General features: G+C 64.3%; 30 protein-coding genes. 18 read left to right on the top strand and 12 right to left on the bottom strand.

Features of this window, described 5'->3' with window-relative positions:
• Nucleotides 1-30 precede the first annotated feature (30 nt).
• Genes VOI18_RS10915 through VOI18_RS10900 form a run of 4 tightly spaced genes read left to right on the top strand, consistent with a single transcriptional unit; the run spans nucleotide 31 to nucleotide 3472 of the window.
• On the top strand, nucleotides 31-831 hold the full coding sequence (locus VOI18_RS10915) for an HAD-IIB family hydrolase (RefSeq protein ID WP_323762443.1): 801 nt from the start codon (nucleotides 31-33) through the stop codon (nucleotides 829-831).
• Nucleotides 828-1397, top strand: coding sequence for a CDP-diacylglycerol--glycerol-3-phosphate 3-phosphatidyltransferase (pgsA, locus tag VOI18_RS10910; protein WP_323762442.1), 570 nt, complete (start codon nucleotides 828-830; stop codon nucleotides 1395-1397). The genes VOI18_RS10915 and pgsA overlap by 4 nt, the downstream gene beginning before the upstream one ends.
• A gap of 51 nt (nucleotides 1398-1448) precedes the next feature.
• The gene (locus tag VOI18_RS10905) at nucleotides 1449-2150 is read left to right on the top strand and encodes a response regulator transcription factor (protein WP_323762441.1); all 702 of its coding nucleotides are present in this window, start codon (nucleotides 1449-1451) and stop codon (nucleotides 2148-2150) included.
• A gap of 5 nt (nucleotides 2151-2155) precedes the next feature.
• Nucleotides 2156-3472: an ATP-binding protein gene (locus VOI18_RS10900; RefSeq protein WP_323762440.1), complete on the top strand. Its 1317-nt coding sequence runs from the start codon at nucleotides 2156-2158 to the stop codon at nucleotides 3470-3472.
• A gap of 176 nt (nucleotides 3473-3648) precedes the next feature.
• Here the strand turns inward: VOI18_RS10900 and proC are convergent, their stop codons facing one another.
• From proC to VOI18_RS10885, 3 genes are all read right to left on the bottom strand, one after another.
• On the bottom strand, nucleotides 3649-4491 hold the full coding sequence (gene proC / locus VOI18_RS10895; protein WP_323762439.1) for a pyrroline-5-carboxylate reductase: 843 nt from the start codon (nucleotides 4489-4491) through the stop codon (nucleotides 3649-3651).
• Between the two features lie 8 nt (nucleotides 4492-4499).
• Nucleotides 4500-5003: a YbjN domain-containing protein gene (locus VOI18_RS10890; protein WP_323762438.1), complete on the bottom strand. Its 504-nt coding sequence runs from the start codon at nucleotides 5001-5003 to the stop codon at nucleotides 4500-4502.
• 104 nt (nucleotides 5004-5107) lie between these two features.
• On the bottom strand, nucleotides 5108-5416 hold the full coding sequence (locus VOI18_RS10885) for an accessory factor UbiK family protein (protein ID WP_323762437.1): 309 nt from the start codon (nucleotides 5414-5416) through the stop codon (nucleotides 5108-5110).
• A 112-nt stretch (nucleotides 5417-5528) separates the two neighbouring features.
• On the opposite strand from VOI18_RS10885, the gene lgt reads away from it, so the two are divergent.
• The 11 genes from lgt (at nucleotide 5529) to VOI18_RS10830 (ending at nucleotide 16496) form a co-directional block, all read left to right on the top strand.
• Nucleotides 5529-6419 (top strand): prolipoprotein diacylglyceryl transferase, encoded by an 891-nt coding sequence (lgt, locus tag VOI18_RS10880; RefSeq protein ID WP_323762436.1) that lies wholly within the window; start codon nucleotides 5529-5531, stop codon nucleotides 6417-6419.
• On the top strand, nucleotides 6416-7516 hold the full coding sequence (locus VOI18_RS10875) for a class I SAM-dependent methyltransferase (protein WP_323762435.1): 1101 nt from the start codon (nucleotides 6416-6418) through the stop codon (nucleotides 7514-7516). Before lgt ends, VOI18_RS10875 begins: the two co-directional genes overlap by 4 nt.
• A gap of 71 nt (nucleotides 7517-7587) precedes the next feature.
• On the top strand, nucleotides 7588-8520 hold the full coding sequence (locus VOI18_RS10870; protein ID WP_323762434.1) for a ribose-phosphate pyrophosphokinase: 933 nt from the start codon (nucleotides 7588-7590) through the stop codon (nucleotides 8518-8520).
• A 65-nt stretch (nucleotides 8521-8585) separates the two neighbouring features.
• Nucleotides 8586-9023 carry a hypothetical protein gene (locus VOI18_RS10865; protein WP_323762433.1) on the top strand — a complete coding sequence of 146 codons (438 nt, stop codon included), beginning with the start codon at nucleotides 8586-8588 and terminating at the stop codon, nucleotides 9021-9023.
• A 174-nt stretch (nucleotides 9024-9197) separates the two neighbouring features.
• Complete coding sequence (locus VOI18_RS10860) at nucleotides 9198-9848, top strand: 50S ribosomal protein L25/general stress protein Ctc (protein ID WP_323762432.1); 651 nt, start codon at nucleotides 9198-9200, stop codon at nucleotides 9846-9848.
• A gap of 96 nt (nucleotides 9849-9944) precedes the next feature.
• A complete protein-coding gene (pth, locus tag VOI18_RS10855; RefSeq protein ID WP_323762431.1) occupies nucleotides 9945-10550 on the top strand; it encodes an aminoacyl-tRNA hydrolase in 606 nt (201 codons plus the stop codon).
• Nucleotides 10551-10783: 233 nt separating this feature from the next.
• Nucleotides 10784-11881: a redox-regulated ATPase YchF gene (gene ychF / locus VOI18_RS10850; RefSeq protein ID WP_323762430.1), complete on the top strand. Its 1098-nt coding sequence runs from the start codon at nucleotides 10784-10786 to the stop codon at nucleotides 11879-11881.
• Between the two features lie 176 nt (nucleotides 11882-12057).
• Nucleotides 12058-12501, top strand: coding sequence for a group III truncated hemoglobin (locus VOI18_RS10845; RefSeq protein ID WP_323762429.1), 444 nt, complete (start codon nucleotides 12058-12060; stop codon nucleotides 12499-12501).
• Between the two features lie 92 nt (nucleotides 12502-12593).
• Nucleotides 12594-13829, top strand: coding sequence for a multidrug effflux MFS transporter (locus VOI18_RS10840; protein WP_323762428.1), 1236 nt, complete (start codon nucleotides 12594-12596; stop codon nucleotides 13827-13829).
• 259 nt (nucleotides 13830-14088) lie between these two features.
• Nucleotides 14089-14970, top strand: coding sequence for an enoyl-CoA hydratase-related protein (locus VOI18_RS10835; protein ID WP_323762427.1), 882 nt, complete (start codon nucleotides 14089-14091; stop codon nucleotides 14968-14970).
• Nucleotides 14971-15017: 47 nt separating this feature from the next.
• The gene (locus VOI18_RS10830) at nucleotides 15018-16496 is read left to right on the top strand and encodes a hypothetical protein (RefSeq protein ID WP_323762426.1); all 1479 of its coding nucleotides are present in this window, start codon (nucleotides 15018-15020) and stop codon (nucleotides 16494-16496) included.
• On the opposite strand, the gene VOI18_RS10825 is transcribed toward VOI18_RS10830, so the two are convergent.
• From VOI18_RS10825 to VOI18_RS10810, 4 genes are all read right to left on the bottom strand, one after another.
• The gene (locus VOI18_RS10825) at nucleotides 16493-17413 is read right to left on the bottom strand and encodes a PhzF family phenazine biosynthesis protein (RefSeq protein WP_323762425.1); all 921 of its coding nucleotides are present in this window, start codon (nucleotides 17411-17413) and stop codon (nucleotides 16493-16495) included. The genes VOI18_RS10830 and VOI18_RS10825 overlap by 4 nt on opposite strands.
• A 10-nt stretch (nucleotides 17414-17423) precedes the next feature.
• Nucleotides 17424-18185: an ABC transporter permease gene (locus VOI18_RS10820; protein WP_323762424.1), complete on the bottom strand. Its 762-nt coding sequence runs from the start codon at nucleotides 18183-18185 to the stop codon at nucleotides 17424-17426.
• Entirely contained in the window at nucleotides 18182-19138 is a 957-nt protein-coding gene (locus VOI18_RS10815) for an ABC transporter ATP-binding protein (RefSeq protein ID WP_323762423.1), read from the bottom strand. The genes VOI18_RS10820 and VOI18_RS10815 overlap by 4 nt, the downstream gene beginning before the upstream one ends.
• Nucleotides 19139-19408: 270 nt before the next feature.
• Nucleotides 19409-20332, bottom strand: a complete 924-nt coding sequence (locus VOI18_RS10810) for a 23S rRNA (adenine(2030)-N(6))-methyltransferase RlmJ (protein ID WP_323762422.1) — start codon at nucleotides 20330-20332, stop codon at nucleotides 19409-19411.
• Between the two features lie 85 nt (nucleotides 20333-20417).
• Here VOI18_RS10810 and VOI18_RS10805 point away from each other — a divergent pair, with 85 nt between their 5' ends.
• The 3 genes from VOI18_RS10805 (at nucleotide 20418) to VOI18_RS10795 (ending at nucleotide 23340) form a co-directional block, all read left to right on the top strand.
• Nucleotides 20418-21194 (top strand): hypothetical protein, encoded by a 777-nt coding sequence (locus VOI18_RS10805; protein WP_323762421.1) that lies wholly within the window; start codon nucleotides 20418-20420, stop codon nucleotides 21192-21194.
• A gap of 88 nt (nucleotides 21195-21282) precedes the next feature.
• Nucleotides 21283-21756, top strand: coding sequence for a Rid family hydrolase (locus VOI18_RS10800; protein ID WP_323762420.1), 474 nt, complete (start codon nucleotides 21283-21285; stop codon nucleotides 21754-21756).
• A 105-nt stretch (nucleotides 21757-21861) separates the two neighbouring features.
• Complete coding sequence (locus VOI18_RS10795) at nucleotides 21862-23340, top strand: S10 family peptidase (RefSeq protein ID WP_323762419.1); 1479 nt, start codon at nucleotides 21862-21864, stop codon at nucleotides 23338-23340.
• 82 nt (nucleotides 23341-23422) lie between these two features.
• On the opposite strand, the gene VOI18_RS10790 is transcribed toward VOI18_RS10795, so the two are convergent.
• The 5 genes from VOI18_RS10790 to VOI18_RS10770 form a co-directional block, all read right to left on the bottom strand.
• Nucleotides 23423-24079: a hypothetical protein gene (locus VOI18_RS10790; RefSeq protein WP_323762418.1), complete on the bottom strand. Its 657-nt coding sequence runs from the start codon at nucleotides 24077-24079 to the stop codon at nucleotides 23423-23425.
• Nucleotides 24080-24113: 34 nt separating this feature from the next.
• Entirely contained in the window at nucleotides 24114-24641 is a 528-nt protein-coding gene (locus VOI18_RS10785) for an adenine phosphoribosyltransferase (protein WP_323762417.1), read from the bottom strand.
• Between the two features lie 21 nt (nucleotides 24642-24662).
• Nucleotides 24663-25301, bottom strand: a complete 639-nt coding sequence (locus VOI18_RS10780; protein WP_323762416.1) for a glutathione S-transferase — start codon at nucleotides 25299-25301, stop codon at nucleotides 24663-24665.
• Nucleotides 25302-25306: 5 nt separating this feature from the next.
• Entirely contained in the window at nucleotides 25307-25705 is a 399-nt protein-coding gene (locus VOI18_RS10775; protein ID WP_323762415.1) for a lysozyme inhibitor LprI family protein, read from the bottom strand.
• Between the two features lie 63 nt (nucleotides 25706-25768).
• Nucleotides 25769-26515 carry a hypothetical protein gene (locus VOI18_RS10770; RefSeq protein ID WP_323762414.1) on the bottom strand — a complete coding sequence of 249 codons (747 nt, stop codon included), beginning with the start codon at nucleotides 26513-26515 and terminating at the stop codon, nucleotides 25769-25771.
• Nucleotides 26516-26592: the final 77 nt, after the last annotated feature.

Below are 26592 nucleotides of genomic sequence, written 5' to 3'. Positions count from 1 at the left end.
CCGCCTTGAACCCGCAGAGCCGAGACGCCCTTGCCTCCTCACCTTCCGGACGATCCGACCGCATCGCCGCTGGCCGGCATCCGCGCCCTGCTGTTCGATCTCGACGGCACTGTGACCCGCGATGGACGCCTTCCGGCAGCCAGCCTCGCAGCCCTGGAGGCCCTTCGCCAAAGCGGCGTACTGACCATTGCCGTCACCGGACGACCGGCCGGCTGGTGCGACCTGATTGCCCGTTGGTGGCCGGTCGATGCGGTCGTTGGCGAGAATGGCGCGCTGACCCTGATGCTGCAGCCTGACGGGTCCATGCAGCGCGACGACGTCGCCGCGGTCGGTCCCGACGACCGGGCCCGCCTGGAGCACCTGATGCAATCCGCCTGCAATGCTGTTCCGGGCACGGCACCGGCCCAGGACAATGACTGGCGCTGTTGCGACGTTGCGCTCGATTTCGCCGAAGCCGTTCCGCCCCTGCCCCTGGCGGATGCGGAACGGGCGGCGGCGATTTTCCGCGAGGGCGGCGCTACCGCCAAGATCAGCTCGATCCATGTCAACGCCTGGTTCGGCGACCACAACAAGCGCAGCTCCAGCGTCCGCCTGCTCGAGCAGGCCTTCGGCCTGTCGCCCTCGGACCAGCGCGACCAGGTCGTGTTCGTCGGCGATTCACCCAATGATGAACCGATGTTCGCGCACTTCCCCTTGAGCGTCGGCGTGGCCGGCCTGACCCGGTTTGCCGATCAGGTCACCCATTGGCCCAGCTGGCTGACGAGAGCCGACGAGGCCGATGGATTTTTGGAACTGGTGTCGGCCATCCGGGCCGCCAAGGACGACGCATGATGCGCGACCTGCTCTCCCTGCCCAACATCCTGACAGCCTTCCGGGTCGGCTTGGTACCCGTGCTCTTCCTGACGCTCGGTCACGGTGGCTCAACAGCCCTGGGCTTCGCCCTGGCCGTGGCTGTTGTCGCCGAGCTGACCGACATCGCAGACGGCTGGGTCGCCCGGACATTCAACATGCAGTCGGATTTCGGCGCGGCCTTCGACCCGCTTGCTGACAGTCTTTATCGCAGCGGTGCCTTCCTGGCCCTGGCTGCGGCGGGACTGATCCCGATCTGGGCCGTGCTGGTCTTTGTCTGGCGGGACGTGGTTGTGGCCTATGTCCGCATCGGACTGACCAAATCCGGCCGCAGCGTTGGCGCCCGCCTGTCGGGCAAGCTGAAAGCGTTTGTCCAGGGCGTGGCGATCATTGCGCTCATCCTGGCGACCCTGTTGGCCGGTCCGGGGGAAAGCACGGTCCTGACACGGTCTGCCTACGCCCTGTTCTGGCTGGCCGCACTGGTCACGGTCTGGTCGGGAATGGACTATGTCCTGGCCCTGCGTCCGACCTCCGACAAAGCACCTTGAGCGCTTCCGTCCGCCGCGTCATGATCACGGCTCGCAATCCGGCAGGACTTCATGGCCCAGACGCACGTTGAAGACGCGCACATTCTCGTCGTTGATGATGACGACCGGATCCGCAACCTGCTCAAACGCTTCCTCCAGGAGCGCGGCTTTCGCGTCTCGACTGCACCGAATGCCGACAAGGCCCTGTCGACCCTCAACTCGCTCGCCTTCGACATGCTGGTGCTCGATGTGATGATGCCGGGCATGAACGGGTTCGAGCTGACCGAGGCCGTCCGCAAGCGGGGCGAAACGCCGATCCTGCTGCTGACCGCCCGCGGCGATGCCGAGGACCGCATCAAGGGCCTGTCTCTGGGCGCCGACGACTATCTGCCCAAACCCTTCGAGCCGGAAGAACTGGTGCTGCGCATCAATGCCATCCTGCGACGCGCCAAGCCGGCCCAGGCCGCCATCCAGCGCGTCATCTTCGGTCCGTGGAGCTTTGACATCGCCCGCGAGAGCCTGGCCAGGGACGGCGAGCCGGTCCGCCTGACCGGCGGCGAAGCGGCCCTGCTGGCCGCCCTCGCGGCATCGGCCGGCCAGACCGTGTCGCGCCTGACCCTGTCGGAGCGCACCGGAGGCGGTGAAAGGGCGGTCGATGTGCAGGTCACGCGCCTGCGGCGCAAGCTGGAAGCCGACCCCAAGGAACCCATGCACCTGCAAACGGTCCGCGGTGAAGGCTATCGCCTGCTCGCCGATCCCGTGTTCGAGGATTGACGCGCGTGTCGGTTCTCAAACGCATCTTGCCCAAGGGCCTGTTCGCGCGGACGCTGTTGATCATCGTCCTGCCGGTCGGATTGATGCAGGTGGCCGTGGCCTGGTCCTTCTTCGAGGAACACTGGGAGACAGTGACCAGTCGCTTGTCGGAAGGGGTCGCCGGCGAGATCGCCATGGCGACCCAGCTCTATGAGCAGGAGGGCGGCGAAACCGCGGCCTTCCAGCGTCATATCGAGGCGGCGCTGGGCACCACCCGGCTGTCGATCGATTTCCGGCCCGACGACACCCTGCCGACATCGCGGCGATCCTCCTTCTTCCGCACGCTCGACATCACCTTGCGGGAGGCCCTGTCACAGCAACTCGAAAACCCGGTCTGGTTCGATACCACCCGCTATCCCAGCTATGTCGATGTACGGGTCCAGGTTGAAGGCGGCGTGTTGCGCTTCATCACACCGCGCGACCGGGTGTTCGCCACGACCGGCCATATCTTCCTGTTGTGGATCATTGGCGCGACGACGCTTTTGACCGCCGTCTCGGTCGTCTTCATCCGCAACCAGGTCAAGCCGATCCGCCGCCTCGCCGACGCCGCCGAGCAGTTCGGCCGGGGTCAGGATGTTGCCCATTTCCGTCCTGCCGGGGCCACCGAGGTGCGCCAGGCCGCCCATGCCTTCCTGGAAATGCGGGCCCGCCTGAAGCGCCATCTCGAACAGCGCACCGCCCTTCTCGCCGGCGTCAGCCATGACCTGCGCACACCGCTGACCCGGCTCAAATTGCAGCTCGCCCTGATGCCGCAGACCGACGAGACCGCCGACGCCCGCCGTGACCTCGACGAGATGGAAGCCATGCTGGACGAGTATCTCGATTTTGCCCGCGGTGACGGCAGCGAGGAAACCCAGCGCATCGACCTGATCGGGCTGACCCGGGAAGTGGTCGAGGATGCCCGCCGCCATGGCGGCGATATCCGGTTCGAGACCGAAGGCGAACTCGATGCCGAGCTGCGCCCCGGCGCCATCCGGCGAGCCCTCGCCAACCTGATCGGCAATGCCACCAGCTTTGGCGACGTCGTCGAAGTCGCAGTTGAGCCCAATGGCACACGGATCGAGATTCGGGTCGAGGACGATGGTCCCGGCATCCCGGAAGACCAGTATGACGAGGCCCTCAAGCCCTTCAACCGCCTCGATGAAAGCCGCAACCAGAACCGCAAGGGCGTCGGCCTCGGCCTCGCCCTCGCCCGCGACGTGGCCCGCGGCCATGGCGGGGATATCAAGCTGGGCAAATCTGAACTGGGTGGCTTGATGGCGGTGATCAGCCTGCCGCAGTGAACCGATCTACAAGTCGCCACCCATTGTCCCGTTGGACAGGTCCTCGCCCTAGATGGGCGAGGTGGCTGGGCGCGTAGCGGCCAGACGGAGTGGGTGATGAGCAGTCAGTGACGACACGCTGACACGTTTCACCCCTTCCGGCCCTTCGCGCCACCTTCCCCATCAAGGGGAAGGACCTAGCGCTTGCCCGGATCCTGACCCATCTGGCGCGAGCGGCGTTCGGCGGCGGCAACCGCCTGGCGAACCAGTTCGGGCAGGCCGCCACCGGCGCCCATCAGCACGTCGACGGCCGCCTGGGTGGTGCCATTCGGGGAGGTCACGGCGCGGCGCAATTCCTGGGGAGACTTGCCGGACTTGGCCAGCAGCGCCCCGGCGCCAATGATGGTTTCGCGGGCCAACTTGTCGGCCAACTCTCGCGGCAGGCCTTCGGCGAAGGCCGCCCCCGCGAGGGCTTCGGCGAGCAGGAAGACATAGGCCGGGCCCGATCCGGAGACCGCGGTGACGGCACCGATCATGCGCTCATCCGCCACCCATTCGACCGAACCGGCGCCCTTGAACAGGCGCGTGACCGTCTTTTCCAGAGCATCTCCGGCATCGTTGGCGACACACACGGTCATGCCGGCGCCGACGGCGGCAGCTGTATTGGGCATGGCACGAATCAATGGCCGGTCACCCAATGCCGCCGACATGCGGTTGAGGGTGACACCGGCCATGACAGAGATGACGCCGGTTTCGCCGGGCAAAAGGTCGGCGACCGCGGACGCGGCGGGTTCGAACGCCTGCGGCTTGAGGGCGAAAACAACCAGTTCCAGACCAGCCGCCGCGCTCTTGGTCAGCTCGGGCAGGACGGAAACGCCGCCCTTGGCCGTCAGCTCCTGAACCGCATCACCGGGATGGGGATCGATGACCACGAGCTCGTCGGCCGCAACCGCGCCACGCCTGGTGCGCAGCCAACCGGCCGCCAGGGCCCCGCCCATGTTTCCGCCACCGATGAGTGCAATCCGAAAGCCTTGTGCCATCTTCGGGGTCAGGCCTCGCCAGCTGTTTCGAACATGGCTGCGGCGGCCGCTTCTTCAACACCCTTGCCGCCCCAGACCAGGAAATGGAAGGCCGGGTAGAAGCGCTCACCCGCCTCACGGGCCGCCGAAATCATCGCCGCGGCCTGCGACGGCGAAACGGCCTCGCCATTGGGCAGTGACAGGGCGTGGCGATAGACGATCGAGCCATCCTCGGCCCAGATGTCGAAATGCCCCATCCACAGTTTCTCGTTGAGACGGACCACCAACTGGCAGACATCGCCGAGGCGGTTGGCCGGGGCTTTCAAATCGAGGCTGCCACAGATGTGCAGCGCTTCCAGCTCCGGCCGCCAGGCGAACCAGATCTGGTGGTCGCGCCACTCACCGCTGGCGGTCAGGTGGATTTCACCGTTCTCGTCACGGTCATAAGGGTATTGCTCGCCGATCACCGCCTGCTCGACCGCGTCGAGCGGGTCGGTCACAGTCGGTGAGAATTCGTCTGACAGCAGGTCCATCGAAGTGGCTCCTTCGTCTGCGCGGCGACTCACACCGTGCGGTCACGGTATGTCTGCGCCGCGGCAGGCGCAATAAAAAGCGCGTTACGCGCGTGATGTCGGGATCAGGCCTTGGTGCTTTTGGCCTTGCTGGCCGGGGCTTTGGCCCGGCGCGTCGTTTTCGGCTTGGCCGCGGCGGCTTTTTCCAGCGCGTCGAGGCGCTTTGTCAGCGCGGCAACCTCGTCCTGCGAGGCATCGAGCGCAGCTTTGACGGCGTCGAACTCCTCACGCGTGACCAGATCCATTTCAGCGACCATGCGGTCAGCGCGGGCACGGAACACCGTGCGCGCCTCTTCACCCATCGCCTGTGCCGCGCCAAAGGCGTCGGTCATCAGATCAGCAAAATCATTCAGAAGCGGGTTGCGCGTTTGCATCAAAGAAAGCCATTAGTGGGTTCAACATCGCCTATATGCGGCTCTGGCCCGAAAAGCGCAACGCGCTGTTCCGTCACAGCTGCACCTCGCCGAGCCAGGAACCGAGTATATCATGCAAGTCTGTCCGCCAAGCTTTGACCTGATCGACCCCGTCCTGTTCTCGATCGGACCCGACGGGTTCGACTTCGGCAATCAGGAGCGGGTCTGGTTCGCCCTGCGCTGGTATGCGCTGGCCTATATCGCCGGATTGATGCTGGGCTGGCGCTACATGGTCTCGCTATCGCGGCGCCCCGGACTGTGGGCTCCGGCCGGCACCAAGAAGCCCAAAGCTCCCTTCACCGAGCCGCAGGTTGACGACTTGCTGATCTGGGCGACCTTGGGTGTGATTGGCGGCGGTCGGCTGGGTTTTGTCCTCTTTTACATGCCGGACATGATCTGGGAGCGGCCGCTGGACATTGTTTTGGGCATTACCGATGGCGGCATGTCCTTCCATGGCGGTCTGATCGGCGTGTCCCTCGCCTTGTGGTGGTTTGCCCGCGGGCAAAAACTCGACCTGATGCGGATCGGCGATGCCGCCGCGGTGGTCACCCCGATCGGGCTGCTGTTCGGCCGGCTGGCCAACTTCATCAATGGCGAGCTGTGGGGGCGTCCGACCGAGGTGCCGTGGGCCATGCGTTTCGCGCATGACCCGCAATGCGCCCTGCGTCATCCCAGCCAGCTCTACGAGGCCGCGCTGGAAGGCGTTGTCCTGTTCGCGATCATCAACATCGCCACCTGGAAATTCCGCTCGCTGGAGAGGCCGGGCCTCAATGCCGGACTCTTCCTGCTGTTCTACGGCCTGTTCCGCACCTCGCTGGAAACCGTGCGGGAGCCGGACGTCTACATGCCCGAAGCCCTTCGCGGCTACATCACCATGGGCATGCTTTTGTCGATCCCGATGATCCTGGCCGGCGCCTGGCTGATCCATCGCGCCCTCAAGACGGACACGCCTGCGAAGTCATGATTGCCGACACGCTGCGCGACCGTATCCGTTCGGGCGGGCCGATCTCGATCGCCGCCTTCATGACCGAAGCCCTGTTTGATCCACGTCATGGTTTCTATGCCACCAAGGACCCGATCGGGGCCGGGGCGGATTTCATCACCGCACCGGAGATCAGCCAGATGTTCGGCGAACTGATCGGCCTGGTCGCCGCCCAGACCTGGCTCGACATGGGCCGGCCGGACGACTTCAAGCTGATCGAGATGGGTCCCGGGCGCGGCACGATGATGAGCGACGCGCTGCGCGCTGCCCGTACGGTCCCCGGCTTCATGGAGGCCACCGAGGTGGTGCTGATCGAAGCCAGTGCCGCCCTCAAGGCGGTGCAGGCGCAGACGCTCGGCCCCAGCGGCGCCCGGATCGGCTGGGTTGACCGGCTCGGCGCGGTTGCTCCCGGCCCGTCCTTCATCGTCGGCAATGAGTTCCTCGACTGCCTTCCCGTGCGTCAGGCCATCCGCCACAAGGGTGAGTGGCATGAACGCCTGGTCGGACTGGCTCCGACCGATGAAGGATCGGATACGACGGATTTCGTCTTCGTACTCGGGCCGCCGCTGGGCCAGGATAGCAATCTTGTTCCCGAACGCCTTCGGGACGCGGACGATGGCGCTCTGGTCGAGCTGCGACCGGGCGACCGGCAAGTGGTCGACCAGCTGGCGGAGCGCTTCGCCAACCAGCCAGGTCGTGCGCTGTTCATCGACTATGGCCCCGCCACCAGCGAGATCGGTGACACCCTGCAGGCGATCCGCGCTCATAAGAAACAACCGCCATTGCAAAACCCCGGCACGGCCGACCTGACCGCTCGCGTGGACTTCGAATCCCTAATGCAGGCAGGGCGTTCGGCCGGACTGACCGCGCATGGCCCGCAACCCCAGGGTCAGTGGCTGGTGGATATGGGACTGGAGGCACGCGCCGCCGTTCTGAGCCAGTCCCGACCCGGCAAACGCTCGGAAATCGCAAGACAAATCTGGCGCTTGACGGACATCGAACAAATGGGCGCGCTGTTCAAGCTGGTCTGCCTGGACAGTGCCGATTTGCCACCCCCACCGGGTTTTTCCGCAGGCTGATCATTTCAGCTTCATTCCCCGGCCCCCCGGTGTTAAGCAGCCCGCGTTTCCACGACTCGGGGGTCGAAACGATGAAGTTGATGTCGGGCACCGCCAATCCGGACCTGTCCCGGTCCATCGCTGACTATCTCGACGCGCCGTTGACGGCCAGTCACATCGAACGGTTCGCCGACGGCGAGATCTTCGTGCGGATCGACGAGAATGTACGCGGCGAGGATGTCTTCGTCCTGCAATCAACCTCGCGCCCGGCCAACGATCACCTGATGGAATTGCTGATCTGCATCGACGCGCTGGTGCGGGCCAGCGCGCGGCGGATTACGGCCGTCATTCCCTATTTCGGCTATGCCCGGCAGGACCGCAAGACCGGCGGCCGCACCCCGATCTCGGCCAAGCTGGTCGCCAATCTGATCGCCAAGGCCGGCGCCGACCGGGTCCTGACCGTCGACCTGCATGCCGGCCAGATCCAGGGCTTTTTCGACATTCCGACCGACAACCTCTTCGCCACCAAGGTGATGGAAGCGGATATCCGTCGCCACTACGAGACCGACAACCTGCTGATCGTGTCACCCGATGTTGGCGGTGTGGTGCGGGCCCGGGCGCTGGCCAAACTGCTCGATGCCGAGATCGCCATCGTCGACAAACGTCGCCCGAAAGCCGGTGTGGCTGAGGTGATGAACATCATCGGTGAGGTCGAAGGCCGGCGCTGCATCCTGTTCGATGACATGTGCGACAGTGGCGGCACGCTGGTGAACGCCGCCGATGCCTTGCTGGAAAAAGGCGCCGTCGAGGTGTCCGCCTATGTCACCCACGGCGTTCTGTCGAAGGACGCGCAAGGACGGGTCGCCAAGTCGCAATTGCGCGAACTGGTCGTCACCGACTCGATCGTGCCGCCGCCGGGCTCGACCGAAACCCCGAAAGTCCGCCGCCTGTCAGTGGCGCCCCTGCTCGGCGAAGCCATCCGCCGCATCGCCAATGACGAGTCGGTGTCGAAACTGTTCGACTAGACCTAGACAGATTGACACCAACACGTCTGCCGTGTTGGCCTTCCCGCCTGAACTTGGGGGAAAACATGCGTCTTGTCGGTGTCGTTGTTGTCGGTGTGTGCGCGTCCGCCTGCGCCAGCCAAGAGCTGGTCCACTTCGGCGGAACCCTCAATCCGGCCGAACCGCCTGGCGCCACCATGCGCTGTTACGGCGCCCGAGAGCACATGACCATTGTTGACAGGCCGGCTCCGGATTTTCCCGAAGAACTCGCCTACTTCATGTATATCAGCCAGAGCTCGGCTCCGCGCGAAATTCTGATGCGTTTCGATATCGCTCCGGACGGGACCACGCGAAACATCCGCTATGGCGGTGATGTCGCCGATCTGGATCACGGCGCGACGCGCGACGCAGTCTCGCCGGCAGCCCGGGCAATCGCGACCTGGCGTTACGCCTGGAGTGACACTGCCCCGTCCCGATATGCGACGGGATGCGAGACCCGCTTCGACTTTGCGATGCGTGGCTGACCAAGACAGGGCTGCCAATCGCTGACTCTTCCCGTGCAGCGCTGTTGCGTGGGGCGTTTGTATCGGCTATAGCCCGCCGCTCGAAATAACACTGTGGCGTAAAGCCTGGATAGATCGCCGCCCGCCGGGGCTGACCCGGTTGGAGGCGGCGTTTGCATTTAAGGATCTGGACCGATGAGCTCCAACATCGTTCTCACCGTTGACGTTCGTGAAGGCACCGGCAAGGGCGCGGCTCGCGCTGCCCGTCGGGAAGACCTCGTCCCGGGCATCGTTTATGGCGGCAAGCTGGACCCGGTTTCGGTCACACTGCGCGGCAATGAAATCCGCAAGGCCCTGCTGGGCGGTCACTTCCTGTCCAACATGATCGAGATCGATCACGACGGTAAGCGCCAGACGGTCATCGCCCGGGACATCCAGTTCCACCCGGTCTCCGACAAGGCGATGCATATCGACCTCTATCGCGTCGATGAAAACACCAAGATCAACGTCGACGTGGCGGTGAACTTCATCAATGAAGACGCCTGCCCGGCCCTGAAGCGTGGCGGCGTGCTCAACATCGTGCGTCACGATGTCGAGCTGCTCTGCCCGGCCGGCTCCATTCCGGAATCGGTCGAAGCCGACCTGACCGGCCTGGACATCGGCGATTCGCTGCACATCTCGGCGATCAAGCTGCCGAAGGGCGTGACCCCGACCATCACCGACCGTGACTTCACCGTCGCCACCCTGCAGGGTTCGCGCGCCGTTCTCACGGATGCGGAAGAGGACGAGGCCGTCGAGGCACCGGAAGAGCCGGAAGCCATCCGCCAGAAGGGCGACGAGGAATAGTCCTCACCGCCTTTCAGCACTGGTATTGAGATCAGCGAGGCCACACCATGGCTTCGCTGATTTCGTATCCGGCACATGTTTGGGGGAGCCCCTTCGATGAAGATCCTGGCCGGGCTTGGCAATTACGAGCCGAAATACCTGCGCAACCGGCACAATGTCGGCTTCATGGCGCTGGACATCATCGCCCATGCCTGGGGCGCCGGTCCGTGGCGCAAGCGCTTCCAGGGCCTGGCCAGTGAGGTCACGATCGGTTCGAACAAGCTGCTGCTGCTCAAGCCCCAGACCTTCTACAACAATGCCGGCCATTCCGTCGGTGCCGCGGCGGCCTTCTACCGGGTCAAGCCGGAGGACATCATCGTCTTTCATGACGAGCTCGACCTGGCGCCGGGCAAGTTCCGTATGAAGATGGGTGGCGGCGCAGCCGGCAATAACGGCATCAAGTCGATCACCAGCCAGCTCGGCCCGGACTTCCGCCGCGCCCGAATCGGCATCGGTCATCCCGGCGACCGCAATCGCGTCACCGGCTATGTCCTGTCCGACTTCGCCAAGGCCGAGGAAGACTGGCTGATCGACCTGCTCGACGCCATCGCCGGCAGCCTCGACCTGTTGGCAGCCGACGATTACGACGCTTTCCAGACCAAAGTGACCCACAAGGCGCCCGCGCCGGAGGTGGTGAAGCGGGGTTCGGACGGCGAGGATTGAACCCCTGGCCTTGTCATCCCCGCTGGATGTCCGGCGAAGGCCGGACGCAAGGCGGGGACCAACATGTGGCCAAGAGCTAGGCCCCTGATCTGCGCCCGGCCTGCGCCGGGCGTCCATCAGGGGTGACAACAGCGCGCGCGAGCTCAGCAAGGGACGCCTCCACTGACTCCACAGTCGACCCCGCGCGGCATTCTTCTTATAACGCGCGCTCGAACCAGCAAGGGAAATGCGCCATGGGTTTCAAATGCGGCATCGTTGGCCTGCCGAATGTCGGCAAGTCCACCCTGTTCAACGCCCTGACCCAGACGGCAGCGGCGCAGGCGGCGAATTATCCCTTCTGTACGATCGAGCCGAATGTCGGTGATGTGGCCGTACCCGAGCCGCGCCTGGCCAAGCTGGCCGAGATCGCCGGCTCGAAGGAAATCCTGCCGGCGCGGATGAATTTCGTCGACATTGCCGGCCTGGTCGAAGGCGCCTCGAAAGGCGAAGGCCTGGGCAACCAGTTCCTCGCCACCATCCGCGAGACCGACGCCATCGCCTATGTGCTGCGCTGTTTCGACGATGACGACATCACCCATGTGAACAACAGGATCGATCCGCTCGCCGACCTTGAAACTGTCGAGACCGAGCTGATGCTGGCCGACCTGGAGAGCCTGGAAAAGCGCAAGTCCGGCCTCGAGAAGAAGGCCAAGTCCGGCGACAAGGAGGCCAAGGCCACCCTCGTCCTGATCGATATCGCCCTGGCCCAGCTCAATGACGGCAAGCCGGCCCGCTTTGCCGATGTGCCCAAGGATGACCGCAAGGCCTGGCGCAACCTGCAGCTCCTGACCACCAAGCCGGTCCTGTTCATCGCCAATGTCGATGAGGCCAGCGCCGGCACCGGCAATGCCTATTCCGAGATCGTGATGAAGCGGGCCGAGGAAGAAGGCGCGCAGGCCGTCGTCATCTCGGCCAAGATCGAGAGCGAGCTGGCGCTGCTGGAAAACGAGGAGCGTGACGAATACATGGAAGCGATCGGCCTGGAAGAACCCGGCCTCGACCGCCTCATCCACACCGGCTACTCCCTCCTCGGACTGCAGACCTATTTCACCGCCGGGCCGAAAGAAGCCCGTGCCTGGACCATCCGCGAAGGCTGGACCGCGCCGCAAGCCGCCGGCGTCATCCATGGTGACTTCGAAAAGGGCTTCATCCGCGCCGAAACCATCGCCTTTGACGACTACGTCACCTGCGGCGGCGAAGCCCCGGCCAAGGAAGCCGGCAAGATGCGCGCCGAAGGCAAGGACTACATCGTCAAGGATGGCGATGTGCTGCACTTCCGGTTCAACGTTTAGGTCGAACAGGTCCTCGCCCTTGATGGGCGAGGTGGATCGCCCGACAGGGCGAGACGGAGTGGGTGACCGACGGCGAGAGAACGAACGCTCACGCGTTTCACCCCTTCCGGCCCTGCGGCCCCCCTGCGCCAGCCGGACGCATTGCGTGCCCGGCCGCACCGTCCTAAATCCGCCCCATGTCTTCACCGATCCAGCTCCGCGTCACGCAAGCCCGCCAGGCCGCCCGCACCGAAGCGGCGGAGATGGGGATCACGCAGGATCTTATCTGCGACCTTGTCGAAACCTTCTACGGGCATATCCGCGAGGACGAGATGCTCGGTCCTGTCTTTGCCGGCGCGATTTCCGGTGACTGGGGACCGCACCTGGCGACGATGAAGTCCTTCTGGTCGGCGATCATCTTCCATGATGGCGGCTATGCCGGTCGACCGATGCCGGCGCATGTGAAGCTGAAATCCCAGATCTCGCCAGCCCATTTCGAGCGCTGGCTGGGCCTGTTCGCGGCAACGCTCGACGAGATCGGCGCGACACCAGCGGCCAAATCCGCCTTCCTCGAGCGCGCCAACCGGATCGCGACCAGCTTCCAGGCCCACCTGTTCTACGACCCATACACAAACGCCTGAACAGACATGCAACCGAAAGACTTGCACTTTACGCGCTAAGGTCGCATTTCACGCGGGCGGTATGGTTCCGTACCGCTCCCCGGGAGCACGTCATGACACAGCCTTCCAAGGCGACCGGCACAGCCATGCCGATTTCGATCACGGAGCTCGTCGCACTGCTGGTGGCGATGACGGCCGTGGTCGCGCTGGCCATCGACATGATGCTGCCGGCACTCGACGACATCGCCGGCGATCTGGGCGTGCGGAACGAAAACGACCAGCAATTTGTGATCGGCGTCTATCTGACCGGCTTCGGGGTCGCCCAGCTTCTGTATGGCCCGCTGTCGGACCGGTTCGGACGCAAGATCGTGATCCAGTTCGCACTGGCCTTTTTCATCCTGACCAGTCTGATCTGCACCCTGACCCCGACCTTCGATATGCTGCTCGTGGCGCGCTTTTTCCAGGGCGCCGCCGCAGCGGCCTGCCGGGTCATCGCGACGGCCATCGCCCGCGACCTGACATCGGGCCGACGCATGGCCGAAGTGATATCCATGGTCATGACCGCCTTCATGGCGGTGCCAATACTGGCTCCCATGCTGGGGCAGGCCATCCTGACCATCGCCCCCTGGCGCTGGATTTTCGCCTTCCTCGTCCTGTTTGGGCTGGGCCTGATGGTCTGGCTGCAGCTGCGCCTGCCGGAAACCCTGCACCCGCAGTTTCGCGTCCCCTTGCGGGTCAAACCCCTGCTGGCGGCGTTTCGCGAGACGGTCAGGCATCGCGTCATGCTCGGCTATACACTGGCCGGCGCTCCTTTCTTTGGAGGGCTGTACGGTTTTCTGGGCAGTTCCCAGCAGATCTTTGTCGGTCATTTCGGCCTGTCCGACGACGCTTTTCCGATTGCCTTTGCCGCCATCGCCGGCGGGATCGGCCTGTCCAGCTATGCCAATTCGCGGCTGGTCATGCGGCTTGGCCAGCGGCGGCTGTCACACAGCGCGCTGATCGCTTTCACGGTGATTTCCGCCGGCCATGCCGTGGTCCTGTGGAGCGGTATCGACAACTTCGTCCTTTTCCTGGTGTTGCTGTCAGCCGCAATGGCCTTTCTCGGCCTGATTGCCGCGAATTTCTCGGCCCTGGCCCTGGAGCCGGTCGGGCACATCGCAGGGACCGCCTCGGCGGTCTATGGCTTCGTTACCGGCGTTGTTGGTGCGGCTATCGGCTCCTATGTCGGCCAGCTCTATGACGGCACCGCTACCCCGCTGATCGTCAGCCAGGCCCTGATGGCCGGCACCGCCCTGGCCATCGTGTTCTGGACCGAACGCGGCAAGCTGTTCCAGACCGGCGAGGATTAGGGGACGGGCAGCGCTACGCTCGTCCACGCGCCACCTTTGTCATCCCCGCTGGACGCCCTGCGAAGGAAGGGCGAAAGTCAGGGACCTATGTGTCGGAATCATGTTGGTCCCCGCCTTGCGTCCGGCCTGCGCCGGACGTCCAGCGGGGATGACAACGGTTGGGTGTGCAAGGCCACGCGAGCCAACAGTCTACCCTCTGGCCCCCCTCTCCAATCCATCCCATCATGCCGACAACACGCCGCGCTTGAGGGGACATGCCTTGCCGTACGACACCATCAAATACGCCGTCGAAGACCAGGTCGCGACGATCACGCTGAACCGGCCTCACCGGCTCAATGCCTTCACCTATGAGATGGGCGACGAGATCATTGCGGCGCTCGACCTGGCCGACGCCGATGATGATGTGAAAGCCATCCTCTTTACCGGCGAGAGCCCGGCCTTTTGTGCCGGGGCGGACCTGTCAACCGGGGCCGAGACCTTCAACATGGTCGCCCAGGCGCGTGAGAGCGGTGAGTTTGACGAGACCGATCCGAAATGGCGGGACCGTGGCGGGGTATTGAACCTGCGCATCTGGAACACACTGAAACCGGTCATCGGCGCCATCAATGGTGCCGCGGTCGGGATTGGCGCGACGATGATCCTGCCGATGGATATCCGCCTCGCTTCGATGGAGGCAAAGTTCGCCTATCCCTTCGCCAAGCGCGGCATCGTCTGGGATGGCTGTGCGAGCTGGTTTCTGCCGCGCGTCGTCGGCATCTCGACCGCGATGGATTGGGGGCTGACCGGGCGCACCTTCTCGGCGGCTGAAGCCTTCGAGGCCGGTCTGGTGGCCCGCGTCGTGCCGGCGGAGGACCTGATGGCCGAAGCCCGCGAGCGGGCCCGCATGATCGCCGAGCGTTGTGCTCCGGTCTCTGTCGCGATGATGCGGCGCATGGCCTGGCGCATGCAGGGTGCGGCCCATCCCATGGAAGCGCACCGCGTCGAGAGCCTGGGCATCTTGCATGCCGGCATGGGCGCCGATGCAAAGGAGGGCGTGATGTCCTTCCTGGAAAAACGCGCTCCCGACTTCCCGATGAAAGTCTCAACCGACCTGCCGCCCTGGCATCCGTGGTGGGACGGGGCCGAGGACGAGTACTGTTAGACTCCCGCAAAAGGTGATAATCTCCGCGCAAATATCCGGAGGTTGCAATGAGCGAACACGTCCTGTTGATCCACGGATGGAGCGCGACTGACCGATCGATGGCCAAGATCGGCGCACTTTTGACAGCGCACGGCTATGAAACCCGCGACGTCTTTCTGGGCGGCTATCCGTCGATGGACGATGATGTCCGCATCGAGGACTCCGGTCGCCGCCTTCACACGGTGATTGCCGACCTGCAGGCCGAGGGCAGCCTGCCGGCGAAATTCCATGTCGTCGTACACTCGACCGGAGCTCTCGTGGCGCGCTGGTGGATGGCTGAATACTATCCGCGCGGCGGTGCCCCGGTGGCCAATTTCCTGATGTTGGCCCCGGCCAATTTCGGCTCGCCCCTGGCGACCATCGGCAAGTCGACACTGGGCCGCCTGACCAAGGGCTTCACCAATGGTTTCCAGACCGGGACCCATTTCCTCAATGCCCTGGAACTGGCCTCACAATTCCAGGAAGACCTGGCCCTGCGCGACCGGTTGAGTGTCGACGGGTCAACAGACAGCCCCTATTCCGACAGCGGCACCCGCCCCTTCGTGATCGTCGGCGCCGACCCGATCTTCGGCACAGGCATACTGGGTGAGAAGGCCTGGGACGGGACCGTCCGCATCGCCACCGCCAATATCGATCCGCGCGGGGTCACGGTCGATTTCACCAGGGGCTCGATCCTGGAACCGGAATTCACCGCCTGGACACGGCGCGGCCCGGACAACACGCCGTTCGCGGTCCTTCCCGATCGCAGCCATCTGAGCATTCTCAAACCCGCCGCCAAGGAGAGCGCGTCCAAGGACCCTGACATTGCGGGGCGCCTCGAAGATCTCATCCTGCAAGCCCTGGGCACCTCGTCAGCCACCGCCTACCGCAATGTCGCCAGCGACTGGGCCAACATCTGTCTGGCAACGCGCAAGCTGGCCCAGGATGGCGATGAGGCCGATGCCCTGCGCGAACGTGTGTTCGGGCGCGCCAGCGCCGATGGCAACCGGTTCCGGGAATTCTACCAGATCGTGGTCGAAGCAGTGGATCATACCGGCCTGCCGGTCGATGACTTCTCGATCTGGCTGACAGCCCCGAAGAAGAGCAAGCAAACCCAGTTCCGCGCCGGTCACAACGTCACCCAGATCGAGATCGACGCCCAGCTCTCGCTGATCCAGGACCGGCATATAAACAGCTGCCACAAGAACCGGCTCTCGCTGCATCTCGACCGCCGCGAGCTTCTGGCCAATTTCCTGCGTGACCGGATACCGCCCAGCTACGAGGCATCACTGGCGGCCGGCATCACCGCAGCCTCGCCGGGCAAGCGGATCGGCTATTTCGACCTCGATGGCAAAGAGCACAGTGCGCTTATCCGCCTGCGGGCTTTGGAAACCGGCGATGAGGAGAAGGGCAAGCGCTTCCTGCGTCGCTATTCCACGCATTTCATCCGCGTGATCCTGCCCCGCGTCGCCCGGGACGACGTCTTCACGGCGCGAACGCTTGGCTAGCCCAGATCCGTCGAATAGAGCTCGCCCTCGGCAATCTTGACGGCATCGCCGCCCAGCATGAGGTCGGTCAGCTTGCCGTTCTCGCGCTTGAGACGCAGGCGGATCAGGCTGGGCCGACCCATTTCGACGCCCTGATAGATGTCGATACCATGCTCGCCCTCACCCAGCCCGGCCTGCTCGCTCAGCAAGCCGGCAAAGGCCGCCGCCGCACCGCCCGTGGCCGGGTCCTCGGTGATCCCCAGATGCGGACCAAACATGCGCGCCCGCCAATCGGTCGTGTGCTCGGTCAGCGTCGCCTTGGCGACCACGAGGGCACAGACCGGCGCCTCTCCCCCAAATACCTCCTCAAAGGCGGCCAGATCCAGCTTGATGGCCGACAGCCGGGCCGGCTCGCGGACCGGCACGACCGCAAAGGGCACGCCGGCCGACCAGATGCCGCCGGTGATCGGTGTATCCAGGAGGTCACCGGTCTGCAGTCCCAGCGCCGCCGCGATGGCGGCATAGTCAGGCAGCTCGCCGACCTGTTCAGGCAGTTTCGGAGCGAAGAACCGCGCGGAACCGTGACGCTCACCATTGACCCGTCCGTCCGCCGTGACATCGCCGACCGTCTCTTCCAGCACGAAGCGCTTTCGCTGGCCCTCGCCGGCACCGCTGGCCAGGGTCAGGGCGACCGTCGCGCCAATGGTCGGATGGCCGGCAAAGGGCAGCTCCTCGTGCGGTGTGAAAATGCGCAGTCCATAATCGGCATCGCGGCCGCGCGGCTCGGTGATGAAGACCGTCTCGGACAGGTTGAACTCGGCGGCGATGGCCTGCATGGCGACCTCGTCCAGATCATCCGCCCCGTAGACCACGGCGAGCGGATTTCCGGCCAGGGCCTGATCGGTGAAGACGTCGAAAATGGCATAGCGGTGGGTCACGGGGGCGTCCTTAGGTCTTGAGGCGATAGCCGGTCTTGAACATCCACCAGACAATGGTGACGCAGGCCGCAAAGAAGCCGGCGATGGCGGCCAGCGAGATGCCGATATCGACGTCTGACACGCCGTAAAAGCTCCAGCGGAAGCCGGAGATCAAATAGACGACCGGGTTGAACAGGGTGACGGTCTGCCAGAAGGGCGGCAGGACCGAGATCGAATAGAAGCTGCCGCCGAGGAAGGTCAGCGGCGTCACGATCAACATCGGCACGATATTGAGCTGTTCGAAATTGTCCGCCCAGATGCCGATGATGAAGCCGAACAGGGAGAAAGTCACCGAAGTCATGATGAGAAAGGCCAGCATGGCCAGCGGGTGCTGGATCTCCATCGGCACGAAGAAGGCCGCGGTGACCATCACCAGCGCGCCCAGGATCAGGGACTTGGTCGCCGCTGCTCCGACAAATCCGATCACCACTTCCAGCGCCGAGATCGGGGCGGAGAGCAACTCATAGACGGTGCCGTTGAATTTGGGGAAATAGATGCCGATGGCCGCGTTGGAGACCGACTGCATCAGGATCATCATCATCACCAGGCCGGGCACGATGAAGGCGCCATAGCCAATACCGTCAATCGACTCCATGCGCGAGCCGATGGCGGCGCCAAAGACGACGAAATAGAGCGAGGTCGAGATCACCGGAGCGAGGATGGACTGCATCAGCGTGCGTCCGGTGCGCGCCATTTCGGCCTTGTAGATCGTTGCTGCGCCGCGCCAGTTCATGATGCACCTCCGACCAGGTCGACAAAGATTTCTTCCAGCGAGCTCTGCCGCGTCTCCAGATCGCGCACCGACACACCAGCCGCATTGAGGCTGGCCAATAGCGTCGTGATGCCGGGTCGGTCGGCCTTGGTGTCATAGTCGAAATGCAGGGCGTCGCCGTCCGGTGCGAGCGACAGGCCTTCGACGCTCAGTTCCGGCGGCAGGGCCTTGAGCGGTTCGGCCAGCTGCAGGATGAGTTGTTTGCGACCCAGCTTGGCCATCAGGGTGGCGGTCTCCTCGACCAGCACGATCTCGCCCTGACGGATCACCCCGACCCGGTCGGCCATTTCCTCGGCTTCCTGGATATAGTGCGTGGTCAGGATGATCGTCTTGCCGCGCTGGCGCAGTTTTTCGACCACCTGCCACATGCCCTGTCTCAGCTCGACATCAACACCGGCGGTCGGCTCGTCGAGGAAGAGAATGTCGGGGTCGTGCGACAGCGCCTTGGCGATCATCACCCGGCGCTTCATGCCGCCGGACAGGGCCCGCATCTGGGTGTCCCGCTTGTCCCACAGCGACAGGTCCCTGAGCACCTGCTCGATATAGTCAGGATCGGCCGGCTTGCCGAACAGGCCGCGCGAATAGGCCACTGCATCCCTGACCTTGGTGAACATGTCGATCGACATTTCCTGCGGCACCAGGCCGATGCGCGCGCGGGTCTTGCGGTAGTCGCCGTCTATGTCATGCCCGAAAACCTCGACCCGCCCGGCTGTGGCATTCACGAGCCCGCAGACAATCCCGATCAGCGTGGTCTTGCCGGCCCCATTGGGGCCCAGCAGGGCGAAGATCTCGCCCTTCCGGATGTCCAGATCGACCGATTTCAGCGCCGTGAAGCCGCCGGCATAGGTTTTCGAAAGCCCGTCAATCGACAGGACGGCCGTCTCGGCGGCGCCTGACGGCGTTTCATCGGTCATGGAAGGTCTGCCTTCAGCGAGTGTCAGGCGCTCTGCCCCGCGCGAGCGCCAAAGGTGGGGACTTGGCAGGGAAATTCAACCCGTACGCGAGGAGATTGGGTGCGATGAAACGATCACCAAGGTCTCCAACGCCACCCCTTGTCATCCCTGATGGACGCCCGGCGAAGGCCGGGCGAAAGTCAGGGACCTAGCTGGTTGCAGGCACATAGATCCCCGCCCTGCGTCCGGCCTTCGCCGGACATTCCACGGGGATGACAAGCGGAGGTCAGCCTACTCCCCGCCCTCGTCCAGGTCATCCTCGGTCAGGCCACCATCGACGCGCCAGCCATAGCCATTGCCCTGAGCAAGCGTTTCGGCCAGCCAGGGCATGGCGCTGACCAGCTTGTCTTCCAGCGTGAAAGGCGGGTTGATGATGACCACGCCCGCCCCGGCCAGCTTGCCCTCGGAGGCGAGATCACGGATCCACAGATCGGCGCGCAGGATTTTTTCCGGCTCGAAATCCTTCTCCGAGATCAGCCATTCAGCAAGGCCATTGTCGAAGCGGTCAGCGGCCCACAGGTTTTTCAATGAACGCCAGAAGATGAAGGTACCGGTCGGCCATTTCGCCAGCGCGCCCATCACCGCCTCGGCCATATGGGCCAACTCATCGCGGTCCTCGAAAGGCGGATCAATCAGCACCAGGCCGCGTTTTTCCTTCGGCGGCACCAGGCTTTTCAGCGCCTTGTAGCCATCGCGGCGCTCGACCTTGATGCGGGCGTCGCGGCGATAGCGGTTGTCCAGCGTGACGCTGTCCGCCTCGTGCAACTCGCACAGGTGCACACGATCTTCCTCGCGCGTCAGACGCGCCGCAATCTCCGGAGAGCCGGGATAGGCCTTGATGCCGTTCGGGTTCATGTCGCGGACAATGTCGAGCCAGGGGCCCAGCATGGCCTGCACCGGCTCGGGCAGGTCGGCATCGATCAGGCGGCCGATCCCGTCCTTCCATTCCGGCGAGCGCTCGGCTTCCGAGGAGGCGAGGTCATAGCCGCCAATCCCGGCATGTGTGTCAATCACCCGATAGGGTTTGGGCTTGGCGTTGAGATGTTCAAGGCACAGGGCGAGCACCGAGTGCTTGAGCACATCGGCGAAGTTTCCGGCGTGAAACGCGTGGCGGTAATTCATGGCGGCGCTATAGCGCGGAGCGGCGCCGGACACCACCACCTGCAATACCGCCCTCGCCTCTCAACCGAGCTTGGCCTAGCTTGCACCTGCTCGATGCCAGTCTCAGGGAACGCACACCATGTTCGTGAAGCTCTATCGCCGGATGCAAGACGAGGCTGCTCATGCCGAACGGCGGGTGATGAGGGCGGGCTGGTTTCTCAAGGACGAGAAGTCGAGCCTGATCTGGGACGCGCCCAAGCCGGTCAGTTTTTCCCATGACAAGCCGGCGACCTCGAAATCGGCCGTGTCCTGCCCGGCCGCGATCGAGTTTGACCGGCGCCACTATGCCATCCCCTGCCCGATCGACTTGCACCTGCGCATGGTCAAGAACGCGCAGGGCCAGCTCCAGCTGACCAATATCGAGGGACCACAAGCCTCGACCCGGCCGGCCGGTCTGCAGCAGATCCTGATGATGTCACCGCAGAATGAATGGCGCCATCCGGCCCGGCCGATGCTGCAATTGGTGACGCCCTACGTCTTCGTGTCGGATGACCCGCTCTACGTGAACCAGTTCCCGCCCTTCCTGCACTATGAAGCCAGCCAGCGTCCCGGCGTGATGATGTGCGGTCGCTTCCCGGCCGATATCTGGCCACGCGCCCACATGTGGGCCTTTGAATGGCACGACACCAGTAAGGACCTGATCCTCAAGCGCGGCGAGCCTCTGTTCTACGTGCGCTTTGAGGGCGGCGATCCGGCGGCACCGCTGCGCTTGGTCGAGGCGGAAAAGACCGAGGAACTGGTCAGTTTCATGCGCTCGCTCACCGATGTGACCAATTTCGTCAATCAGAGCTTCCAGCTGTTCAAGACCGCCCGCGAACGCCGTCCAAAGACCCTTCTGGTGGAGAAGAAGCGCTGAGCCTCACGCTGATGTGACACGGCGTTCTGACTTCGCGATCCCGCCCTGCGCGCACTGGCGGCTATCGTCCGGAAAACGGAGATATGCCATGACCTTGCTTGCGCTTGCAGCCCTTACCACTCTGCTTCAGGCCACCCCTGCCTCCGCAGCGGAGCGCCCGGCGGTCGAAGCCTTCATCCCTCCGGCTGATCGTGAGGGCGCGGAGCATTTCCGGATGTCCTCGGCGGTGAGCGCAGGAGACCGTCTCTATCTGTCAGGCGTCGTCGGTTATATCCGGCTGAGCGAGGCGCGAACGGCGGAATCGTATGAAACCGCTATTCGCGACGCATTCCAGCGAGCGGAAACCGTACTGAACAGCGCAGGCTGCGACTGGAGCGATGTCGTCGAAATGACCAGCTTCCATGTTGACATGCGCGAGCATCAGGAAATCTTCCGCGCCGTGCGGGAGGAATTCATCACCGAGCAGCCCTGGCCGGCCTGGTCAGGAATTGGCGTCGAGCAATTATGGTCCGACGCCCTGTTTGTGGAAATGCGGATCGTCGCCCACACCGCCGACTGCTAGCCCCGCCGGTTGCAAAGCCGCACACCATGCGGGCTTTGCCTGGCCGCGCGAGCGCCCTACTCTCCCCGCCAACCATAACCGGTCAAACCATCGGGGAGTTTCACCATGTTCCGACTATTCGCCGCCGCCATCACAGCGGTCGCCCTTACACTGCCTGCCGCAGCGCAAGAGGCCGACGATACGCCGGAGCCGCGCGTCTGGGAAAGCCGCGGCCAGGTCACCGTCGGTGACGAGCGCATCCGCTATACCGCCACCGCCGGCGAGACCTTCCTGCGCGATGAAGACGGCAATCCGACCGCCGCGATCTTCGCCACCAGCTACATCGCTGACGGCACGGATGATCCGCGCACGCGGCCGGTCGCTTTTGTCTTCAATGGCGGCCCCGGTTCGGCCAGCCTGTGGCTGCACATGGGCGTGTTCGGCCCGCAGCGTCTGGTCCTGCCCGACGCGATGGATGACGGCGCCGCACCCTTTGACGTGGTCGAGAACGCCTACTCCATCCTCGACGTCGCCGATCTTGTTTTCGTCGACCCGGTCGGGACCGGCTGGTCGCGCGCCATTGGCGAAAGCGAAGGCAGCGACTTCTGGGGCGTCAATGAGGATGGCGAGAGCCTGGCCCAGTTCATCCGCATCTGGCTGTCAGAGAACCAGCGCTGGAATTCGCCGAAATACCTCCTGGGCGAGAGCTATGGCACGCTGCGCATCGGCTCGCTGCTGAACCAGTTGGAGGGCAGCTATACCGACGTCTCGATCAATGGCGTCGCGCTGATCTCGACCGTGCTGGACTTCCGTTTTGACGATACCTCGGACGGCAATGATATCGGCTATGTCGGCCTGATGCCGGGCTATGCGGCCACCGCCTGGTATCACGGCAAGGTCGACCGCGCCGCCTGGGGAGGCGATATCGAAGCCTTCCTCACCGGCGCCCGGACCTTCGCGATCGAGGAGTACATGCCGGCCCTGATGCATGGCGTGTCGCTACCCGATGACCGCCGCGATCGGGTGATCGCAACACTGTCGCGTTTCACAGGCCTTTCGGAAATCTACCTCGAGCGCGCCAACATGCGGGTTCCGCTGCAGCGTTTCATGCGCGAACTGCGACGCAATGAAGGGCTGTCGGTGGGACGACTGGACAGCCGCTATACCGGCGTCGAGGTGGATGGTGTCGGCGACACGCCGGAGACCGATCCCAGCTTCTACGGCATTGATGGCAGCTTCACCGCCTCGATGCTCGATTATTTCGGTCGGACGCTCGGCGTCGATCTGACCGAGTATTACTCGACCATTGGCGGCGTGCGCGGCTGGAACTGGGATGCCGGTCGTTCGGGCAACAACAATTACATCAATGTCGCCCCGTGGATCGCCCGCGCGATGCGCCAGAACTCCGATCTCGAAGTGCTGGTCCAACAGGGCTATTACGATCTGGCGACGCCGTTTTTCGCGGCCGAACTGATGTTCAACCAGCCCGGCTTCGACCAGGATCGAGTCCACTTCCGCTATTATGAAGCCGGCCACATGATGTACATCCACCAGCCCTCGCTGCTGACGATGACCGATGATGTGCGGGCGCTGATCGCCGACTGATCAACCGCCCCTGACACGGACAAGGCCCGGTCTCATTGACCGGGCCTTTTTCATGTCCGGCGTCTGTCATGTTCGCAGTTGGTCAGCGCGTCCGCCGGGTCAGGTCACAGATAGCGGCCAGCGCGGCGATAAGCAGGAAGGTGATGGTGCCCATATAACCGGCGGTCGTGAAATCATCGGGAACCGGTGTTGTGTGGTTGGCATATTCCGCCAGCGCCAGCAGGGCCATGAAGACCCAGGGCCAGATCCGGCCGATCAGCCCCTTCGCCTCGGTCACCCGCAGATAGAGCCCGAAACCGGCCAGCAGGACCCCGAACTCGACCGCGAGGGCGACGGGGTAGTTGTTCCACAAGCCGAACCCGACCCGCAGGCCGCCGGGCCACAGTTCGAGGTCGGGGACATGGACAATCAGATCCAGGATCCAGTGCGAGAACACCGCCAGCGCAATGGCGATGCCACCGATCCACTTCTGCTTCGGCGATACCAGCGCCCAGACCAGGCCGGCCAGCACCGACCAGCCCAGCGCTCCGGGCAGGGAGTGGGTGATCGGCATGTCATAGAGGTCGAGCGGATTGGCCTCGGTGAAACCCGGCACGATGCGGACATGCTCGATCCCGTTGGCGACAAAGATGCCCCAGAGCACATCGACAAACTGCACCGCCAGAAAGAAGGCCCAGAGCGGCACCGCTCTGGCGATGCTCTTGCCGGCAAGAGCCGGTCCGTAATGGCCTATGAACATCCTGTTCCACCTTCCCCGCCAAGACTCTGGCTGTCTATTTTCCCTCGTACGCCACGAGACTCGACACCGGCACGCCCAGCGCTTCGATACGCGTGGCGCCGCCCAGTTCGGGCAGGTCGATGATGAAGGTGGCGCCGACAACCGTGGCGCCGGCGCGCTGGAGGAGTTTGATCGAGGCTTCGGCGGTGCCGCCGGTGGCGATCAGATCATCGACCAGCAACACCCGGTCGCCTTCGGCGATGGCGTCGACATGGATCTCGATCGTGTCCTGACCATATTCCAGCTGGTAGTCCTCGCGCAGGGTGCGAAAGGGCAGCTTGCCGCGCTTGCGGACCGGGACGAAGCCGACCGAGAGCTGGTGGGCGACAGCGCCGCCCAGGATGAAGCCGCGCGCCTCGGTCCCCGCGACCTTGTCGATCTTGGCCCCGGCCCAGGGCTGGACCATGCGATCCACGGCCACGCGAAACGCCCGGGCATCGCCAATCAGGGTCGTCACATCACGAAACTGGATACCCGGCTTCGGATAGTCCGGAATGGTGCGGATGGCGGATTTCAGGTCCATCGGTCTCGCCTCGATATCGGGTCAGATGAGGTTTTCGTACGGGTTGGCGAAGGTTTCCGCCTGGGCGGCGTGGTGCCACAGCAGATAGTCTTCATCGGCCAGCAGTGTGTCGCAATAGGCCTGGGCCTCGGCATGCAACGGTATGTCATAGGCCAAAAAGCGTGCGGCGACCGGTGTGAAGAAGGCGTCGGCAATGGACCAGTCGCCAAACAGCCAGGGCCCGTCGACGCTTTTGACATCATGCCACAGCGCCTGCATGGCAGCGATATCGGTCCGGGTTTCGTCGCGCAGCTCGATCGGCGATGGCGACCGGCAAAGGTCCATCGGACAGTTCTCGCGGATGGCGAGGAAGCCGGCATGCATCATCGACACCGCGGCGCGCGCCCGGGCCCGCTTGCCCTCATGAGACGGCCACAAGCCCGGCACCTGTTCGGCTGCCCACTCGCTGATCGACAGCGAATCCCAGATCACCGCGTTTTTTGTGTGAAGCGCCGGAACCGTGCCGCCGGGCGAGATCGCCGACAGCGCCTTTCGGGTGTCGGTTTCATGCAGCGGAACCAACCTGTCCTCGAAGGCGATCCGGGCCTTTGTCAGCACCAGCCACGCCCGCAGCGACCAGCTGGAGAAGCGGCGATTGCCGATATGGAGGACCGGCGTCATGTGGCTCAGCGCTCCGCCAGCTCGTGCGCCCGCGCACGGGTCAGGCTGATCTGGCAGTCCAAGGTGATTTCCTCGCGCGAGTCGGCGGACAGGAACATCGCGGCAGCGCGACGCGCGCACTCGGCGTCGCGATAGGCCAGCCAGGCCGACTGGGCTGCATCAAAGGCGACGCGGGCGCCAAAGCGGCCGGCGGAATCCGCATCAATCTCGTCGGCGTCCTCGCGGGCGGCATCGGCAGCCTCGTCGAGCGCCTCTTCGGCCGAACCGAGCAGGCCACGCAGGCAATTGCGCCGGGCACTCCAATTGGTCAGGTGTTCGGCGCATTCCACGGCGGGTCGCGGTGTCGGCAGGTCGAGTGGCTGAACGCCCAGCACCGCCACGAAAATTCCGGAAATCAAAAGCATGTCCCACTCCCCGCTACCCGCCATTTATGGACGAGGCCTGCCTGGGGGGAAAGGGGTCAGGCGTCAGGGCACTGCGCCGGACGGCTTGTCGGGCTCGATATAGGCGACCAACGTGTCGAGAAACTCGCCCGACAGACGCCGCGCCACGCCCAGCCGACGGCCATCATCCTGCAAGATGATGTATTGCCCGACATGCAGGCCGACGACGTGCGGCACGCCCTTGATCAGCGTCACCATCGGCGACCCGGACAGTCCGGGACGGGCCGGACAGTCATGCACGATCAGGCGGGCATCTTCCCAGTCGGCGATTTCCTCGACATGACAGGCCCGGTTGTCGGTGACCCGGTTGACCATGGTCAGGCGGCCCTCGGCACCCGTTCCGGCTCCGGCGGCCTGCAGGCGGGCAATATCGGCCGGCAAGCGCCCGGCGGTGCGCAGGATGGCCCAGTCCTCACTGAACTCATTGCCTTCCATCGGATCCTGAGGCGCGACCACCATGTCGATGATCTGGCCCGTGGCGGCCTCCTGGCCCTGGACCTGGCACGCACGCTGACCTGCCGAACCGATCACACCGTGACGTGCTGCCAGCAGGACATCGTGCGAACTGTCCGGCCCGGTCACGTCCAGCAGGACGGCGCGGCTGAGATAGGAATGGCCGTTGCTGCTGTCGACACACAGCAGCCGCACAACGCCATTGCGGCTGTCGGCATAGCTGTCGGGATCAAGCGGCAGGAAACTCATCCGGTCGGCCGCCCCGGTCGGGCCCGACAAAAGACTGACCGACAGGACGGCCATCAGGATGGGATTCAAGACGGGTTTCAGGCGAAAGCGAGCAGATATCATGGTGCATCACACCACCGGCCTGCCAGTGCGTCCAGTCAAAACCG

It is taken from the genome of Maricaulis sp. (genome assembly GCF_034670125.1).
Taxonomy (GTDB): Bacteria; Pseudomonadota; Alphaproteobacteria; order Caulobacterales; family Maricaulaceae; genus Maricaulis.
The sequence above is the reverse complement of the archived record's forward strand: the minus strand, read 5'-3'. Positions and strand labels throughout refer to the sequence as shown.

Excerpts from the sequence above, each read along its gene's own strand:
- VOI18_RS10790 (WP_323762418.1), bottom strand. The coding sequence starts at position 24,079 with ATGTTCATAGGCCATTACGGACCGGCTCTTGCCGGCAAGAGCATCGCC.
- VOI18_RS10890 (WP_323762438.1), bottom strand. The coding sequence starts at position 5,003 with ATGGACCTGCTGTCAGACGAATTCTCACCGACTGTGACCGACCCGCTC.
- VOI18_RS10780 (WP_323762416.1), bottom strand. The coding sequence starts at position 25,301 with ATGACGCCGGTCCTCCATATCGGCAATCGCCGCTTCTCCAGCTGGTCG.
- VOI18_RS10840 (WP_323762428.1), top strand. The coding sequence starts at position 12,594 with ATGACACAGCCTTCCAAGGCGACCGGCACAGCCATGCCGATTTCGATC.
- VOI18_RS10845 (WP_323762429.1), top strand. The coding sequence starts at position 12,058 with ATGTCTTCACCGATCCAGCTCCGCGTCACGCAAGCCCGCCAGGCCGCC.
- VOI18_RS10865 (WP_323762433.1), top strand. The coding sequence starts at position 8,586 with ATGCGTCTTGTCGGTGTCGTTGTTGTCGGTGTGTGCGCGTCCGCCTGC.
- VOI18_RS10800 (WP_323762420.1), top strand. The coding sequence starts at position 21,283 with ATGACCTTGCTTGCGCTTGCAGCCCTTACCACTCTGCTTCAGGCCACC.
- VOI18_RS10885 (WP_323762437.1), bottom strand. The coding sequence starts at position 5,416 with ATGCAAACGCGCAACCCGCTTCTGAATGATTTTGCTGATCTGATGACC.
- VOI18_RS10875 (WP_323762435.1), top strand. The coding sequence starts at position 6,416 with ATGATTGCCGACACGCTGCGCGACCGTATCCGTTCGGGCGGGCCGATC.
- VOI18_RS10860 (WP_323762432.1), top strand. The coding sequence starts at position 9,198 with ATGAGCTCCAACATCGTTCTCACCGTTGACGTTCGTGAAGGCACCGGC.
- VOI18_RS10805 (WP_323762421.1), top strand. The coding sequence starts at position 20,418 with ATGTTCGTGAAGCTCTATCGCCGGATGCAAGACGAGGCTGCTCATGCC.
- pth (WP_323762431.1), top strand. The coding sequence starts at position 9,945 with ATGAAGATCCTGGCCGGGCTTGGCAATTACGAGCCGAAATACCTGCGC.
- VOI18_RS10820 (WP_323762424.1), bottom strand. The coding sequence starts at position 18,185 with ATGAACTGGCGCGGCGCAGCAACGATCTACAAGGCCGAAATGGCGCGC.
- VOI18_RS10785 (WP_323762417.1), bottom strand. The coding sequence starts at position 24,641 with ATGGACCTGAAATCCGCCATCCGCACCATTCCGGACTATCCGAAGCCG.
- VOI18_RS10775 (WP_323762415.1), bottom strand. The coding sequence starts at position 25,705 with ATGCTTTTGATTTCCGGAATTTTCGTGGCGGTGCTGGGCGTTCAGCCA.
- VOI18_RS10870 (WP_323762434.1), top strand. The coding sequence starts at position 7,588 with ATGAAGTTGATGTCGGGCACCGCCAATCCGGACCTGTCCCGGTCCATC.
- VOI18_RS10815 (WP_323762423.1), bottom strand. The coding sequence starts at position 19,138 with ATGACCGATGAAACGCCGTCAGGCGCCGCCGAGACGGCCGTCCTGTCG.
- VOI18_RS10795 (WP_323762419.1), top strand. The coding sequence starts at position 21,862 with ATGTTCCGACTATTCGCCGCCGCCATCACAGCGGTCGCCCTTACACTG.
- lgt (WP_323762436.1), top strand. The coding sequence starts at position 5,529 with ATGCAAGTCTGTCCGCCAAGCTTTGACCTGATCGACCCCGTCCTGTTC.
- VOI18_RS10830 (WP_323762426.1), top strand. The coding sequence starts at position 15,018 with ATGAGCGAACACGTCCTGTTGATCCACGGATGGAGCGCGACTGACCGA.
- pgsA (WP_323762442.1), top strand. The coding sequence starts at position 828 with ATGATGCGCGACCTGCTCTCCCTGCCCAACATCCTGACAGCCTTCCGG.
- VOI18_RS10905 (WP_323762441.1), top strand. The coding sequence starts at position 1,449 with ATGGCCCAGACGCACGTTGAAGACGCGCACATTCTCGTCGTTGATGAT.
- ychF (WP_323762430.1), top strand. The coding sequence starts at position 10,784 with ATGGGTTTCAAATGCGGCATCGTTGGCCTGCCGAATGTCGGCAAGTCC.
- proC (WP_323762439.1), bottom strand. The coding sequence starts at position 4,491 with ATGGCACAAGGCTTTCGGATTGCACTCATCGGTGGCGGAAACATGGGC.